A 15,689-nucleotide genomic window follows, 5' to 3' on the forward strand; every position below is an offset into this window, starting at 1 on the left:
ATGGCTTCTAAGAATCCGGCCTCTGAAGGTAACGGCAAGGCCACCAACGGCAGTGGCGGTCCAGGAAGTGGTCCTGCGACCAACGGAAAAGCCTATCCGATCGAAGACCATACCTACGACGTCGTCGTGGTCGGCGCCGGCGGCGCGGGCTTGCGCGCCGTGGTCGGCTGCTCCGAGGCGGGCCTGCGCACCGCCTGCATCACAAAAGTGTTCCCGACCCGCTCGCACACGGTCGCGGCGCAAGGCGGCATTTCGGCCTCGCTCGGCAACATGCACAAGGACGATTGGCGCTGGCACATGTACGACACCGTCAAGGGGTCGGACTGGCTCGGCGACCAGGACGCCATCGAATACATGGTGCGCAACGCGCCTGACGCCGTCTACGAACTCGAACATTGGGGCGTGCCGTTCTCGCGCACCGAAGACGGCAAGATCTACCAGCGTCCGTTCGGCGGCATGACGCTGGATTACGGCAAGGGGCAGGCGCAGCGTACCTGCGCCGCCGCCGACCGCACCGGTCACGCCATGCTGCACACGATGTACGGCCAGTCGCTGCGCCACGCCGCCGAGTTCTTCATCGAATTCTTCGCCATCGACCTGATCATGGACGACCAGGGCGTCTGCCGCGGCGTGATCGCGCTCAAGCTCGACGACGGCACGCTGCATCGCTTCCGCGCCCAGACCACGATTCTCGCCACCGGTGGCTATGGCCGCGCCTACGCTTCCTGCACCTCGGCGCATACCTGCACCGGTGACGGCGGCGCGATGGCGCTGCGTGCCGGCCTGCCGCTGCAGGACATGGAATTCGTCCAGTTCCACCCGACCGGCATCTACGGCTCGGGCTGCCTGGTCACCGAAGGCGCCCGCGGCGAAGGCGGCTATCTCGTCAATTCCGAGGGTGAGCGCTTCATGGAGCGCTATGCACCGTCCGCCAAGGACCTTGCCTCGCGCGACGTGGTCTCGCGCGCGATGACCATCGAAATGCGCGAAGGCCGCGGCGTCGGCAAGAAAAAGGACCATATCTATCTGCACCTCGATCATCTCGATCCCAAGGTGCTGCAGGAAAGACTGCCGGGCATCTCCGAATCGGCGAAGATCTTCGCCAATGTCGACGTCACCCGCGAGCCGATCCCGATCACGCCGACCGTGCACTACAATATGGGCGGCATCCCCACCAATTATCACGGCGAAGTGCTGACCAAGCGGGACGGCGACGACAACGCCACCGTGCCCGGCCTGATGGCGCTCGGTGAAGCCGCCTGCGTCTCCGTGCACGGCGCCAACCGGCTCGGCTCCAACTCGCTGATCGATCTCGTGGTGTTCGGCCGCTCCGCGGCGCTGCGTTGCGCCGAAAAACTCACGGCCAACGGCAAGCAGCCGGAGCTGCCGGCGGGCTCCGCCGATCTGGCGCTCGGCCGGCTCGATCATTATCGCTACGCCTCCGGCGGCACGCCCACCGCAAAACTGCGCGACAGCATGCAGCATGTGATGCAGAGCAATTGCGCGGTGTTCCGCACCGGCGAAGTCCTGAGCGAAGGCCAGAACCTGATCCACAAGGTGCATGGCGGCATCGGCGACGTCGCGACCACGGACCGCTCGCTGGTCTGGAATTCCGACCTGATCGAAACCCTCGAATTCGACAACCTGATCGTTCAGGCGGTCGTGACGATGGACTCGGCGGCCAACCGCACCGAGAGCCGCGGCGCCCACGCCCGCGAGGATTTCGCCGAGCGCGACGACAAGAACTGGATGAAGCACACGCTGGCGTGGATCGACGGGCGTGGCAAGACCACGATCGACTACCGCCCGGTGCACGACTACACGATGACCAACGACGTGCAGTACATCCCGCCAAAGGCGCGGGTGTATTGATCTCTACTTGTCATGCGCGGGCTTGACCCGCGCATCCATCTTTCTTCGAAGTAGATGGATTGCCGGATTCTAGTGGGAAGACGCGCTTCGCGCTTTTGTCCCGGCAATGATGAACTGAACCGCAGAGGCAAGATAGATGGTTGAATTCGCGCTTCCGAAGAACTCCAAGATCACCGGCGGCAAGACCTGGCCGAAGCCGGCGGGCGCGACCGAGACGCGCGAGTTTCGGGTGTATCGCTGGAATCCGGACGACGGCAAGAATCCGAGCGTCGACACCTATCACATCGATACCAGCGAATGCGGTCCGATGGTGCTGGACGGCCTGATCTGGATCAAGAACCACATCGATCCGACGCTGACCTTCCGCCGCTCCTGCCGCGAAGGCGTCTGCGGTTCCTGCGCCATGAACATCGACGGCCAGAACACGCTGGCCTGCACCAAGTCGATGCACGACGTCAAAGACGGCGCGGTCAAGGTCAACCCGCTGCCGCACCAGCCCGTCGTGAAGGACCTGGTGCCTGACCTGACCAATTTCTATGCGCAATATGCCTCGATCGAGCCGTGGCTGAAGACGACCACGCCGACGCCGCAGAAGGAATGGAAGCAGAGCCACGAGGACCGCGAAAAGCTCGACGGCCTCTACGAATGCATCCTGTGCGCCTGCTGCTCGACCTCGTGCCCGAGCTATTGGTGGAACAGCGATCGCTTCCTGGGCCCCGCCGCGCTGCTGCAGGCGACGCGCTGGGTCACCGATTCCCGCGATGAAGCCACCGGCGAGCGGCTCGACAATCTCGAAGACCCGTTCCGGCTCTATCGCTGCCACACCATCATGAACTGCGCCAAGGCCTGCCCGAAGGGTCTCAACCCTTCGGAAGCCATCGCCGAACTCAAGCTGAAGCTGGTGGAGCGGCAAATTTAGCTAATTTGTGCCGAGTATCCCGGTCAACGGGCCGGGCCGACACCGCGCAAAGTTTCAGCTTCCGCGCCGCTTTGTTCCGTTACAGGTTTGACGTAAGATTCGCTCCGGAGCAGGAGCGCCCGTGCAGACCGCACAACGCAATTCGCTGAGATTGCTGCAATGGATGATGGCGGCCTCGCTGGCCCTCCCGCTGGCGCTCTTCATCTTTGCATCCGCGGTTTCCTGGATCTCGATCAACCAGACCGCCGACCGGGAAATCGAGCGGTCGCTCGATGTCGTGCACGAGCACGCGCTGAAAGTGTTCGAGACCATCGACCGCAGCCTGTCTGAAATCGGCGAAATCATCCGCGGCATTCCGGACGTCGGCATTACTTCCCGCGAGGAAACGCTGCATCAGCGGCTGAAGCAGCTTGTCGGGTCGCTGCCGCAGGTGAAATCGACCTGGATCTTCGACGCCAGGGGCCACGCGCTCGTCAACAGCCTCGTCATGCCGCCGCCCGAGATCGACTTCTCGGACCGGGATTATTTCAAGGTCCATGTCGCCGGCGACATCGGAACCTATATTGGCGAGGCGCTGACGCCACGGCCGCCCTATCAGGGCGCGCCGTTTTTCGGCTTCAGCCGGCGCCGGCAAACCGAGGACGGCAGCTTTGCCGGCGTGATCCAGGCGTCGGTACTCCCGGAATATTTCGAGAAATTCTACGCCCGGATCGGCCGCGAGCCCGGCAGCTTCTTTGCGCTCGCCTTGACCAATGGCGCGGTGCTGGCGCGCTATCCGACCGTCGATCAGGAAGCGCGGCTCGACCTCTCAGGACCGGTCGGACAGCAGATCGCGGCGAACCCCAAGGCCGGCCTCATCACCGTGACGTCGCCGACCGACGGCATCGAGCGCCGCCTCGGCTACCAGCGGCTCGCCGAATATCCGATCTATATCAGCGCCGGCCTTGAGACGTCGGCAATCCGGGAGCGCTGGTTCTCCACCATCAGCCAGCACCTCATCTTCGGCGCGCCGGCCACCGCCCTGTTGTTTTTCCTGCTCGCTCTCGCGCTGCGTCGAACGCGGCATCTTTATGCCGAGGCGGCCAAGCGGCAGGAGGCCGAGGAAGCGCTGAAGCATGGCCAGCGGCTCGAGGCGCTGGGACAACTCACCGGCGGCGTCGCGCATGACTTCAACAATCTGCTCACCGTGATCCGCGCCTCCGTCGATCTGTTGCGGCGGCCGGACCTGCCGGAGCCGCGCCGGCTGCGCTACATCGACGCGATCTCGGACACGGTCACGCGCGCGGCACGACTGACGAGCCAGCTGCTGGCGTTCGCTCGCCGCCAGACGCTCAAGCCGGAACTGTTCGACGTCGGCCAAAACGTGCAGATGCTGAGCGAGATGATCAAGACGCTGATCGGATCGCGGATCGAGATCGAGATCCATGGGCCGACCGAACCATGCGTCGTCAATGCCGACGCCGGGCAGTTCGAAACCGCGATGATCAACATGGCGGTCAACGCCCGCGACGCCATGGACGGCCGTGGCAGGCTGACCATCACGGTGCACACGGCAACCGAATTGCCCAACGACGTCGCAGGTTCGCCAACTCCGCGCTACCAGGATTCCACCGGCAAGAATCGCGCCGGCCAGAAACCCACCGGCTATGTCGCCGTCTCCGTCGAGGATACCGGCGTCGGCATTCCCCAGGAGCAGTACGGCCGCATCTTCGAACCCTTCTTCACCACCAAGGAGGTCGGCCAGGGTACCGGGCTCGGCCTGTCCCAGGTGTTCGGTTTCGCCAGGCAATCCGGCGGCGAAGTGGTGGTGGCCAGCGAAGTGGGAAAAGGCAGCATTTTCACGCTGTACCTGCCGCGCGCCACCGGTGAGAGCAAGCCGCAGCAGATAACGGTGGAAGATGCTCCGCCGCTCGACGGCAGGGGCATGTCGGTGCTCGTGGTCGAAGACAATATCGAGGTCGGGAAATTCGCCACCGACGCGCTGGCCGAACTCGGCTACGGCACAACCCTGGTCGACAACGCCACGCACGCGCTGGAAGAACTGGCGACTGGCGCCGACCGCTACGACGTGGTGTTCACCGACGTCGTGATGCCGGGCATGACCGGCATCGAACTGGCGCAGGAAATCCGCCGTTACCATGCCGATCTGCCGGTCGTGCTGACCAGCGGCTACAGCCACGGCCTGTCAGAAAGCGGCAGCGACGGTCTGGAGCTGCTGCAAAAGCCCTACTCGATCGAGCAGCTTTCGCGCGTGCTGCACGCGGTCGCCCGCTGGCGCATGATGAAACGCGCCGCCGCGACGCGAGCGTCGTGAGCAAGGTCCGTGCCTTAGGAATTGCGATTTCACTCTTCGTCATGCCCGGGCTTGTCCCGGGCATCCACGTCTCGGCAGCAACTTGCAAGAAAGACGTGGATGGCCGGGACATGGGCGAGCGCAAGCGACGCCGTCCTTCAGACGGCTATGCCCGGCCATCACGGGAGGGAAGCAACAGTCAGGGAACCTTTTGATTTTCTTCGCGTTACCGGGCCATGGTCAAGACTGATAGCAAGTCCGATGCGAAGCCCGCCGTAAAGTCCGAGCCGTCCTCGAAGAAATCCGATTCCTCGAAGAAACCGCCTGCCAAGAAGGAATCCGCTGCCGAAGCGTCATCGGAGGAAAAGGCCGAGATTATCGATGTGGTCGCGGAAGACGGCGATCAAGTCGCCCCGCCGCCGCCGGAGGTGGTCGAACCCGACCCGGAATTGTCGCCGGAGGAGGCCGAGCAGGCGCGTAAAGATTATCTGCTGAAGCGATTCTGGATCAGCGCGCGCGGCTATTGGGGCAAAGGCGGCGACCGGCTGGCATGGGTGTTTTCGATCGGGTTGTTGATCCTGATCGTCGTCAATGTCGGATTCCAGTACGGCATCAATGTCTGGAACCGGGCGATCTTCGACGCCATCGAGAAGCGCGAATCCGCCACCGTCTTCTATCTCTCCGCGGTGTTCTTCCCGCTTGCGATCGGCAGCGTGCTGCTCGGCGTCGCGCAGGTGTTCGCGCGGATGGGTATCCAGCGGCGCTGGCGGGGTTGGCTGACCAGCTCCGTCATGACGCGCTGGCTGACCAGCGGCCGCTATTACCAGCTCAACCTCGTCGGCGGCGACCACAAGAATCCGGAACACCGCATTGCCGAGGATCTGCGGATCGCCACCGACTCGCCGGTTGATTTCGTCGCCGGCGTCACCTCGGCGTTTTTGTCCGCCGCGACCTTCATCGTGGTGCTCTGGACCATCGGCGGCGCGCTGACGGTGACGCTCGGCGGATCTGTTGTGACGATACCCGGCTTTCTCGTCATTGCCGCGGTCGTCTACGCCGCGATCGCCTCCGGCTCGATCATGGCCATCGGCCGCCGCTTCGTGCAGGTGTCCGAGGACAAGAACCAGGCCGAGGCCGAATTCCGCTACACACTGACGAGGGTGCGCGAGAACGGCGAGAGCATCGCGTTGCTCGGCGGCGAGGAGGAAGAACGCGACGGTCTCGACAAGAACTTCTCCAATGTGCTGCGGCAATGGTCGCAGCTCGCCCGCCAGCACATGCGCACCACGCTGGTGTCGCAGGGGTCGGGACTGATTGCGCCCGTGGTGCCGCTATTGCTGTGCGCGCCGAAATTCCTCGACGGCAGCATGTCGCTCGGACAGGTGATGCAGGCGGCCTCCGCCTTCACCATCGTGCAGACCGCGTTCGGCTGGCTGGTCGACAATTATCCGCGGCTTGCCGACTGGAACGCCTGCGCACGCCGCATCGCCTCGCTGATGATGTCGCTCGACGGGCTGGAGCGGGCCGAGCGCGGCGACGGCTTCGGCCGCATCAAGCGCGGCGAGACGGAGGGCGAGGCCATGCTCAGCCTCAACGATTTCTCGGTAACGCTCGACGACGGTACCGCCGTGGTCGGCGAGACCGAAGTCGTGATCGAGCCCGGTGAGCGCCTGCTGGTGGCCGGCGAATCCGGCACCGGCAAGAGCACCTTGGTGCGCGCGATTGCGGGGCTGTGGCCATGGGGCGGCGGCAGCGTCAATTTCCACCCCGACCGCCGGCTCTTCATGCTGCCGCAGAGGCCGTACATTCCTTCCGGCACGCTGCGCCGTGCGATCGCCTATCCCGGCGCCGCCGAGGACTGGAGATCCGAACAGTTCTGCGAAGCCCTGCACAAGGTCGGCCTCGATCATCTCAAGGAGAAGATCGAGGAAGAGGCGCCGTGGGACCAGACATTGTCGGGCGGCGAAAAACAGCGGCTGGCGTTCGCGCGGCTGCTGCTGCACAACCCCGACATCGTGGTGCTGGACGAGGCGACCTCCGCGCTCGACGAAAAGAGCCAGGACAAGATGATGGAGATCGTCATCAAGGAGCTGCCTAAAGCAACCATCGTCAGCGTGGCCCATCGCGCCGAGCTGGAAGCCTTTCATAGCCGCAAGATCGTGCTGGAACGGCGCAAGGGCGGCGCCAAGCTCGTCAGCGACGTCGATCTGATCCCGCGCAAGGGCAAACGCCGCCTGCTCGGCCGCTTCCTGCGCCAACGCAAGCCACCGAAAAAGGCGGCGTGACGTTAGCTGTCGTCCCGGCCTTGAGCCGGGACCCATACCGCGCGATCTGTCGATGAAGCTCGGTAGCAGGGACCATTCGCAAAACTTCTTCCTGTGGTTATGGGTCCCGGCTCAAGGCCGGGACGACGAGAGTTGGAGTCCTCGCTAAAAGTCGCTATGCATGCGCCGCTTTCCATCGAGGATATCAGTTTGAAGCCCGACAACGACCCCACGCCCGCGCCGTTCGGCGCGTTCGCACCGAATGCCGCGCAGGCCGCGATCATTGCGCTGGCGCACCGCTCGCGGCTGAAGCGCGGCGCGTTCCGGCCGATGCTGTCGCGGCTGGTCAATGTGCTGCGCGCGGGTCCGGTGGACGTGCAATACCAGGGCGCATCGTTTCGTTTCTATCACCAGGCCAGCGCCACCGAGCGCGGCGCGCTGTTCAATCCGGACTACAACATCGAGGAGCTGGATTTTTTGCGCGCTCATACGCCTGTTGGTGGCGTATTCGTCGATGTCGGCGCCAATGTCGGCACCTATGCGCTGGCGCTGGCGCGCCATGTCGGCGCCAGCGGCAGGGTGATCGCGATCGAGCCGCATCCGGTCACCCATGCAAGGCTCGCCTTCAACAATGCCGCATCCGGCTTTGCCCAGACCAGACTGGTGGCCGCGGCCGCCGGTCCCGCCGATGGCGAGCTGATGATCGAGACCGACGGCGACAATCTCGGCGCCAGCCACATCGTGTCGGGGCAGGCCTCGAGCAAGGCGATCAAGGTCCCATCGCTGCGGCTGCAGCGCATCCTCGATGAAGCCGGCGTCTCGCATGCCGATGCGCTGAAGATCGACGTCGAAGGCTTTGAGGACCGCGTGTTGACCGGCTTCTTCAAAAACGCGCCGCAATCGCTATGGCCGCGCGCGGTGGTGATCGAACATCTGTCATCGAATGAATGGCAGAATGACTGCATCGCCGACATGCGCGCGCGTGGCTATGCCGAGACCGGCAAGACCCGCAGCAACACGCTGCTGGTGCGCCGCTGAACCGACCATCTTCTAGCCAAGGGAGAGTTCGATGATCGACCATATCGGGTTTCCGGTTTCGGATTATGAGCGCGCCAAGGCGTTCTATGTGAAGGCGCTGGCGCCGCTCGACTATGTGCTTGTCATGGAAGTGACGCAGGAACAGACCGGCCACGATCCCGCCGCCGGCTTTGGCGCTGGCGGCAAGCCGGATTTCTGGATCGGCGGCGAAGGCGGATTGAACAAGCCGGTGCATGTCGCAATCCTCGCCAAGGACCGCGCCACCGTCGACGCCTTCTACAAGGCCGCCTTGGCCGCCGGCGGACGCGACAACGGCGCGCCTGGAATTCGCGCGCATTATCACCCGAACTACTACGGTGCCTTCGTGCTCGACCCCGACGGCCACAACATCGAGGCGGTCTGCCACACGCCCGGATGAGGTGGTTCCCTTCCGATTACGTTGGGAACATCACGGCAGCAGTTCCGTTATCGCCAAGGCAGTAATGGAGCGAAATATGGCCAATGATAATGCACGCGATATCGATCGCGTCTGGGAGCTGATGAAAAAAATTGGCTTTGCGATGCTGGTCACCCGCGACGGTGACAAACTGCGCGCGCGGCCGATGAGCGCGTATCTGGAGCGCGAGAACAACGCAGTCTATTTCCTGACCGACGCGCGGCGCCACAAGGATGAGGAGATCGCCAAAAATCCCGGCATCAACCTGTCGTTCGCCGACGCCAGCGATCAGAACTACGTCTCGGTGACGGGCACCGCCGTCGTTTCAAACGACCGCACCAAGATCAAGCAGCTGTTCTCGACGGAGGCGAAAGCCTGGTGGGATTCGGCTGAGGACCCGAACATCCGCGTGTTGAAGATTACGCCTGACGATGCCGAATTCTGGGATCACCGGGCACCGTCATCAGCTATGTGAAAATGGCTGCAGCCGCGGTGACCGGAACAAGGCCCGAGATCGGCGACAATCGCAAGGTCGCGATGTAGATGCCGATCGAACCTCCCGAAATCCCGCCGCCGACGCCGGGAAAACCAACCGAGCCGCCGCGCGAAGAGCCTCCGGGCAACCCCCGTCCGGAGGTGCCGCCACCAATGCGCGAGCCGGGCGCTCCGCCACCGCCGCAGGAACTGCCGGGCAAGACGCCGGACGAGTTGCCGGTGCGCGGGCCGAACGGACCCTCGACGCCTAATCCGGCCACAGATCGGCCACAGGGAGCAATTTGACTTTGATTTGAAAGCGTCGCCTGAATACGCAATGAACAATTGCGCATGCAACCCGTTGCGCCCTCGAAATAAAAGGCATTCGCGCTTTCCAGCCCGCCACAATCCGGCCTAACGATTAGCCGTTGATCGACCCGCCAAACGATTCCTCTGCTGCCAGAACCTTTCCAGGGACCAAGTACATCATGACAAACCTTCGCATCGTGCTGCTTGCCACGACCGCTCTGACGGTGACGCAGATCGCGACATCCGCATCGCACGCGCAAACCGCGCCACTGGTCGTCGCACAGGCCAGGGAAGAGCTTGGGCCCGACGGAAAGCCCAAGGCGCCGCCAAAGGGCGCGCCGCCGCCGGCCGCGAAGCCACCGACACCACCCGCGCCGCCACCGGCTGCGGCTCCGCCTCCACGCCCGGCACCTCCGCCGGCTCCGCCGCCTGCTGCGGCGCCTCCGCCGCGTCCCGCACCGCCGCCGGCACCGCCCGCTGCCGCGCCGCCGCCGCGGCCGACACCTCCTCCCGCGCCGCCACCGGCGGCTGCGCCGAAGCCACCGGCTCCGCCGGCACCGCCCGCCGCTGCACCGCCTCCACGTCCGACACCGCCGCCGGCTGCGGCTCCGCCTCCGCGTCCGACACCAACGCCGCCACCCGCTGCGGCTCCGCCCGCGCGTACGCCGCCTCCGCCGGCGGCAACCACCACGCCTGCGCCGACCGCATCGCCGCCCGCGGCAAGCAGCCCAACGACGACACCTCCGGGTGCGCCACCACCGCGTCCAGGCACGGGCACGCCTCCGGCCGGCACCAAGCGTGTGCCGGGAGCGCCGGGCGCAACCCCAACGCCGACCGCTACACCATCACCGACCACGCCTCCGGCAGCTGCAACGCCTTCGACGCCTCCGGCTGGCGCGGCACCAACGACGCCCTCGCGTCCTGGCGCAACAACGCCGCCCGCCGCGGGTAGCGCAACGACGACACCTCCAGGTGCTCAGCCGCCACGCCCCGGTCAGCCACCCGGCGCACCGCCGGCTGCCGGAACGACCCCGCCTGCGGGCGCACCGCCCGCCGCCGGAACGACGCCGCCTGCCGGCGCACCCCCATCAGCCGCAGCGCCGACACCCGGCCAGCAGGGACGCCCGGTCATTCCGCCCGCACCTCTCGCCGGCGCCCCGGCCCCAAGTACCGTCCCTGGATCGGCAGCCGCAACAGCACCGCCCGGCAGATCGCAAAACGCTCCGCCGACGGTTGCACCGGCCTTCCGGGCCGCACCCACGGTCACAACGCAACTGCCGTCAGCGCCACCGCCGCGCCGGGAAAACATGACGCCACTCGCGATCGGCGCAGGCGTTGTGGCCGGCGCCGTGGTCGGCGCGACCATCGCCAACATGCACAGCCAGCGGCGCGAAACCATCGAAGGCGGTCGCACCATCTACACCGAGCCGGACCGGATCATCATCCGCGACCCGAGCGGCCAGCAGTACGTCCGCGGCAACGATCTCTATCGCTTCCGTTATGGTGCGCGTGACATCCAGACCGAGACCGTCGGCGGCGAAACCCGCACCATCGTGATCCGGCCGGACGGCAGCCGGATCATCACCGTGGTCGGCAATGACGGGCGGTTGCTGCGCCGGATCCGCCGCGACGAACGGGGCCGCGAGGTCATCATCATCGACAACAGCTACCGCGATCCGCGCGCGGTCGGCGGCTTCTATGTCGACCTGCCGCCGCCAGTGGTCAACATGCCCTACGACCGCTACATCGTCAGCGCGGACGAAGCGACCCCGGAAGTGATCTATGACACGATGGTGGCGCCGCCGGTACAACGGATCGACCGGCGCTACTCGCTCGACGAAATCCGCTACAGCCCCAATGTCCGGATGCAGATGCCGAGCATCGACGTCAACTCGATCAACTTCGCAACCGGTTCGTGGGAGATCCCGCCGGACCAGGCGGCGAAGCTGCAGGCGATCGCCGACGGCCTCAACCGCGCGATCCAGGCCAACCCGCGCGAGGTGTTCCTGATCGAAGGGCACACCGACAGGGTGGGCTCCGACATCGACAATCTCTCGCTGTCGGACCGCCGCGCCGAATCCGCCGCAACGCTGCTGACGCAGCAGTTCGGCGTGCCAGCGGAGAACCTGACCTCGCAGGGTTATGGCGAGCAGTATCCGAAGGAGCAGACGGACGGACCGAGCGAGATCAACCGGCGCGTCACGGTCCGCCGTATCACCCCGCTGCTCAATGGCGGCCAGGCGGCGCTGCCGCCGCCCCCGCCCGGCACCGCGCCGCCGCGTCGCTGAGATCGGTCAGCATCATATGAAAATGGCCGGGAGCAATCCCGGCCATTTTTGTTTTGGTGCTAAATTAGAGCCCCGTTCCGATGGAATCGGAACGGGGCTCTAGATTCTTGTTTTGACGCGTTTTCGTTACGCGAACCGGTGTCCACTTCGCTGGAAAACGCTCTAGGCGCTGAGCGCCCGCGGCGGCAGACAGGCGTCACAGATCGCCGCCACGTGACGATGGTCGGTGCCGCAACAACCACCCAGAATACGCATCGCCGGAAACGAGCGCCGAAGATTCAGATAGCGCCGGCCGAGATCCTGCGGATCGCCCGCATCGAGCGTTGCAGACTCATCCAGCTCAGTATGGCTCTTGGTCGATGCATTGGCTCTGACGCCATGGATGCGCTTGACCCAGGCCTCGTCGGCCTTCAGCGCCTGTTCGAAATGCGTCGGATGCGCGCAATTGACCAGGAAGTATTCAACCGAATCCTGCGTCGCGCGATCCACCGCCTCGATCGCTTCGCGCAACGTCTCGCCGTTGACGAGACGGCCGTCGGTTTCCACCGTGAACGAGATCACCGCCGGAATCTGCTGCGCCCTGGCCGCACGCGCGATGCCGATCGCTTCATTGATGTTCGTGAGCGTATAGGCCGTCACCATGTCGGCGCCGCCTTCGACGAAGGCCGCAATCTGCGCGCCATGATAGGCCTCGGCTTCGGCCGCATCCATGTTGCCGGCCTTGTACCCGTCGCCGCGCGGGCCGATGGCGCCGCTGACGACGCAGGGCGTCATCGGCTTTTCCCATTCGGCGCGCAGCTCCTCAAGCAGCCCGATCCCGCGAATGTTGATCGCCCTGAGTGCCGCGGCATCGTACCCGAGCTTGGCGCCCCAATCGGGGTTGGCCCGCCATGTCGGGCTGTCCAGCACAAAGCCAACGCCATGGTCGCGCGCGACCGCCATATAGGCCTGGTAGTATCGCTTCAGCGTGCCCCGGCCTACCTCGCTGTCGAGCAGCACGAAGGCGGCGAAATGGGGCAGATCAATCCCTTCATGGAAGATCAGCGTCGTTTCCATGCCGCCATCGGTGAGGAAAATGCCGCCGCCGCGTTGCGGCAGATCGGATCGGTATTTTGTCATTGCAATATCTCCGTGATCGGCAAAAGGCGCTGATGGTAGGTCTGGCGCGGCGCGCCCTGGTCTGGCGGAACTGGTGCCGCATAGTGTCGCGGTTTCCTAGACGGCTCGTGGTGCGGCTGAATGTCGGGCTGTAAACTGCTAGGAAATCAGACGGTTGCGCGGTGCTAGCAAAATCGCGGCGCCAGTGCGCGGAGTCAAAACCGTACCGCAAGTACAGTTTCTGGAGACACGCGATGGGAAAAGGCGAAGCGACGCGCGAGCGAATTCTCGAGATCGCGGAAGCGGCCGTACTCGCGAAGGGATTTGGCGCCACGTCGATCGACGAAGTGATCGCGGAGGCCGGCCTCACCAAGAGCGGCTTCTTTTATCACTTCAAGGACAAGAATGCGCTCGCGCGCGAAATGCTGCGCCGCTACGTCAAGACCAACGACCAGCTGTTCGACGACATCTTCGCGCGCGGCCGGCAGCTCTCGGACGATCCGCTGCAGGCGTTCCTGATCTCGCTGAAGCTGCTCGCCGAAGTGATGGCCGATCTGCCGAACGGGCATCCCGGCTGCCTGATTGCCAGCGTCTGCTATCAGGAGCGGCTGTTCGACCGCGAGGTGCGCGAACTCACCGCGCAGTCGGTGCGCGACTGGAACGCGCGCTTCCGCTACATCCTCGACGGCATCGCCGCCGTCCATCCACCGCGGGAGGCGATCGATCTCGACGATCTCGCCGACATGATGTCGTGCATTGTCGATGGTGCCATCATCATGTCGAAAACGCTGAACGATCCGAGCCGGCTGGAACGGCAGATCCTGATCTTTAGAAGCTGCGTGAAGCTGATCTTCTCAGCTCCACCGCTTTCCTGACGCGCGCTCCGGTTATCAGAGTCTATTTCGTCGCGGCGAGCCCCAGCGCGTCGACCATCACGCGGAAGACTTCCGTATTGTCCATCGAACCCCTGACCCGTTCGCTGCCGGGCCCGGTCGCGGTCAGGATGACGTCTTCGCCGGAATGCACGCTGGCGTTCATCATCGCCGGCAGATTGCCGGGCCGCAGTACGGCGCCGGGAACGCCCTTATACTTTTCGTTGGCCTTGAAGGTTCCGTTATCGTCTCCCTTCATGGTCGGGTCGTTCGGGCCGTCGAGTTTGGGGCGGAAGGTCTCGTAATGGTCGGGCAGGCTGGCCGAGAAGATGGCGAGCCGCCGGCTGACGTCGACGCGCGACGGATAGCCGTCGGCATCGGGCGCCGGGTAATTCGGGAAGCCGGCCTTTTCGTAGACGCCGACGCGCTCGCGCATCGGCGCTTCCGACGTCGTGCTCATGTCGTGATTGATGGTGCCGACCAGTGCGTTGGGGTGGTTATGGTCCGGCGTCACCAGGATCAGGGTGTCGTCGCCGCGCTTGCTCGCCCAGTCGCGGGCGAGGCGCACCGCATTGTCGAGCATGATGGTGTCGTAGACGGCGCGGTCGAAGTCGAGGGCATGCGCGTATTTGTCGATCAATCCGGATTCCACCATCAGGAAGAAGCCGGCCTCGTTTTTCGACAGCACGTTCAGCGCGGCCTGGAGCTGCTCGGTCAGGTCGGGCTGCTCGGGAAATTTCTTGACGCCGCCGCCCTTGAGGAATTTGCGATCCAGCGCCCCATCCATGTTTCCCGTGGCGAACAGCCCGAGCAACTGGCGCGTCTCGGGTTTGGCCGCCAGCGCATTGAGTTCGCCGGCGGTCGTCGCCAGGGCATAGCCGGCTTCGCGGAACCGGGCGATATAATCGACCTCGTCCTTGCGCTTGGATCCGGCCGCCGATTTCGGCAGGAAGTTCGCGCTGCCTCCGCCCAGCAACACGTCGGGCCTCGCCGCGAAAAGCTGCTCGACAATCTCGTCATAGGCAGCCCGGCGGCGCGTATGCGCCACCATCGCCGCCGGCGTAGCGTCCTCGACTTCGGTGGTGGTGACGATACCGATGCTCATCTTGAGCCGGCGCTGGGCAAGGCTCGTGACGGTTTCGACCTTGGGATCGTCGAACGCGTCTCTGGTGCGGTCGGCATAGACGCCCATCGCGTTGACCGCGCTCTTGTGGCCGGTGGAATAGGCGCTGGCCGAGTTTGCCGAATCGGTGATGATCGAATCCGAGCCGGCGGTCGCCACCAGCGCCGTATGCGGCATGTCGTCCATCGCAAGCTTGCCGAGGCTCTTGCCCTCCGCAATGCCCTTGGAAAGCAGCCGCGCCCCGACGCGATGGGCGGGCGACATCCCGTCGCCGATGAACAGGATCACGTTCTTCGCCTTGCGCGGCCCGGTGTCGTAGACCGTCCACGTCACCTTGCGGCTCTTCGTGCCGTCGCTGACCTCGACGACGACCGGGCCGGGCTTTGCCAGCTCGACGTCGCGAAGCATCAGCGCGGATTGGTCCCTGCCGTCCTCGCGCTCGATAAACGTTGCGGCCCGGCCGAACACGGCGGCGTGGTCCTCGCCGTTGACCGTTACCTTCAGTTTCGACTGGTCGACCCTGTCAGGAAATTCAACCTTGAAGTCGAACCGCGCGCCGGAGAGGATTTCGGAGCGGTCGATCGGATAGACTGTTTGGGCAACGACCGGCGATGCCGAGAGCACGGCGGCGAGGGTGATGATGGTGACTGGCTTGATCAAGATCTCGGGCTCCGCGCGTGCTTGCCTGCGGGACAGCGACAGC

13 protein-coding genes and 1 pseudogene are annotated in these 15,689 nt (G+C 64.8%); 10 read left to right on the forward strand and 4 right to left on the reverse strand.

The genetic code is table 11. The annotated features are described in order from the left end of the window. From sdhA to ABIE49_RS20795, 8 genes and pseudogenes are all read left to right on the forward strand, one after another. Positions 1-1,872 (forward strand): succinate dehydrogenase flavoprotein subunit, encoded by a 1,872-nt coding sequence (sdhA, locus tag ABIE49_RS20760; protein ID WP_210337496.1) that lies wholly within the window; start codon positions 1-3, stop codon positions 1,870-1,872. A gap of 136 nt (positions 1,873-2,008) precedes the next feature. Continuing rightward, the gene (locus tag ABIE49_RS20765; RefSeq protein ID WP_192739357.1) at positions 2,009-2,791 is read left to right on the forward strand and encodes a succinate dehydrogenase iron-sulfur subunit; all 783 of its coding nucleotides are present in this window, start codon (positions 2,009-2,011) and stop codon (positions 2,789-2,791) included. 121 nt (positions 2,792-2,912) lie between these two features. Continuing rightward, positions 2,913-5,105: a hybrid sensor histidine kinase/response regulator family protein gene (locus ABIE49_RS20770; RefSeq protein ID WP_192739358.1), complete on the forward strand. Its 2,193-nt coding sequence runs from the start codon at positions 2,913-2,915 to the stop codon at positions 5,103-5,105. Positions 5,106-5,320: 215 nt separating this feature from the next. Next, entirely contained in the window at positions 5,321-7,369 is a 2,049-nt protein-coding gene (locus ABIE49_RS20775) for an ABC transporter ATP-binding protein/permease (RefSeq protein WP_192739359.1), read from the forward strand. A 189-nt stretch (positions 7,370-7,558) separates the two neighbouring features. Beyond that, positions 7,559-8,386 (forward strand): FkbM family methyltransferase, encoded by an 828-nt coding sequence (locus ABIE49_RS20780; RefSeq protein WP_192739360.1) that lies wholly within the window; start codon positions 7,559-7,561, stop codon positions 8,384-8,386. Between the two features lie 31 nt (positions 8,387-8,417). Continuing rightward, positions 8,418-8,804 (forward strand): VOC family protein, encoded by a 387-nt coding sequence (locus ABIE49_RS20785; protein WP_192739361.1) that lies wholly within the window; start codon positions 8,418-8,420, stop codon positions 8,802-8,804. Between the two features lie 76 nt (positions 8,805-8,880). Further along, positions 8,881-9,365: pseudogene (locus tag ABIE49_RS20790) on the forward strand (pyridoxamine 5'-phosphate oxidase family protein). Next, a complete protein-coding gene (locus ABIE49_RS20795) occupies positions 9,366-9,602 on the forward strand; it encodes a hypothetical protein (RefSeq protein WP_354066907.1) in 237 nt (78 codons plus the stop codon). 115 nt (positions 9,603-9,717) lie between these two features. Here ABIE49_RS20795 and ABIE49_RS40080 read toward each other — a convergent pair whose 3' ends face one another. Both ABIE49_RS40080 and ABIE49_RS40085 read right to left on the reverse strand, forming a co-directional pair. After that, positions 9,718-10,377, reverse strand: a complete 660-nt coding sequence (locus ABIE49_RS40080) for a hypothetical protein (protein ID WP_502915917.1) — start codon at positions 10,375-10,377, stop codon at positions 9,718-9,720. Between the two features lie 65 nt (positions 10,378-10,442). Then, the gene (locus tag ABIE49_RS40085; RefSeq protein ID WP_502915918.1) at positions 10,443-10,712 is read right to left on the reverse strand and encodes a hypothetical protein; all 270 of its coding nucleotides are present in this window, start codon (positions 10,710-10,712) and stop codon (positions 10,443-10,445) included. A gap of 200 nt (positions 10,713-10,912) precedes the next feature. Between ABIE49_RS40085 and ABIE49_RS40090 the strand changes: the two genes are divergently transcribed. Beyond that, complete coding sequence (locus ABIE49_RS40090; protein WP_502915919.1) at positions 10,913-11,893, forward strand: OmpA family protein; 981 nt, start codon at positions 10,913-10,915, stop codon at positions 11,891-11,893. 162 nt (positions 11,894-12,055) lie between these two features. Here ABIE49_RS40090 and ABIE49_RS20805 read toward each other — a convergent pair whose 3' ends face one another. Continuing rightward, on the reverse strand, positions 12,056-13,012 hold the full coding sequence (locus ABIE49_RS20805; RefSeq protein WP_192739363.1) for a homocysteine S-methyltransferase family protein: 957 nt from the start codon (positions 13,010-13,012) through the stop codon (positions 12,056-12,058). Positions 13,013-13,245: 233 nt separating this feature from the next. Here ABIE49_RS20805 and ABIE49_RS20810 point away from each other — a divergent pair, with 233 nt between their 5' ends. Further along, positions 13,246-13,866, forward strand: a complete 621-nt coding sequence (locus tag ABIE49_RS20810; protein ID WP_192739364.1) for a TetR/AcrR family transcriptional regulator — start codon at positions 13,246-13,248, stop codon at positions 13,864-13,866. 22 nt (positions 13,867-13,888) lie between these two features. Here the strand turns inward: ABIE49_RS20810 and ABIE49_RS20815 are convergent, their stop codons facing one another. Continuing rightward, positions 13,889-15,643 carry an alkaline phosphatase gene (locus ABIE49_RS20815; protein WP_502916002.1) on the reverse strand — a complete coding sequence of 585 codons (1,755 nt, stop codon included), beginning with the start codon at positions 15,641-15,643 and terminating at the stop codon, positions 13,889-13,891. Positions 15,644-15,689: the final 46 nt, after the last annotated feature.

The organism is Bradyrhizobium sp. OAE829, from assembly GCF_040546575.1.
Lineage (GTDB): Bacteria > Pseudomonadota > Alphaproteobacteria > Rhizobiales > Xanthobacteraceae > Bradyrhizobium.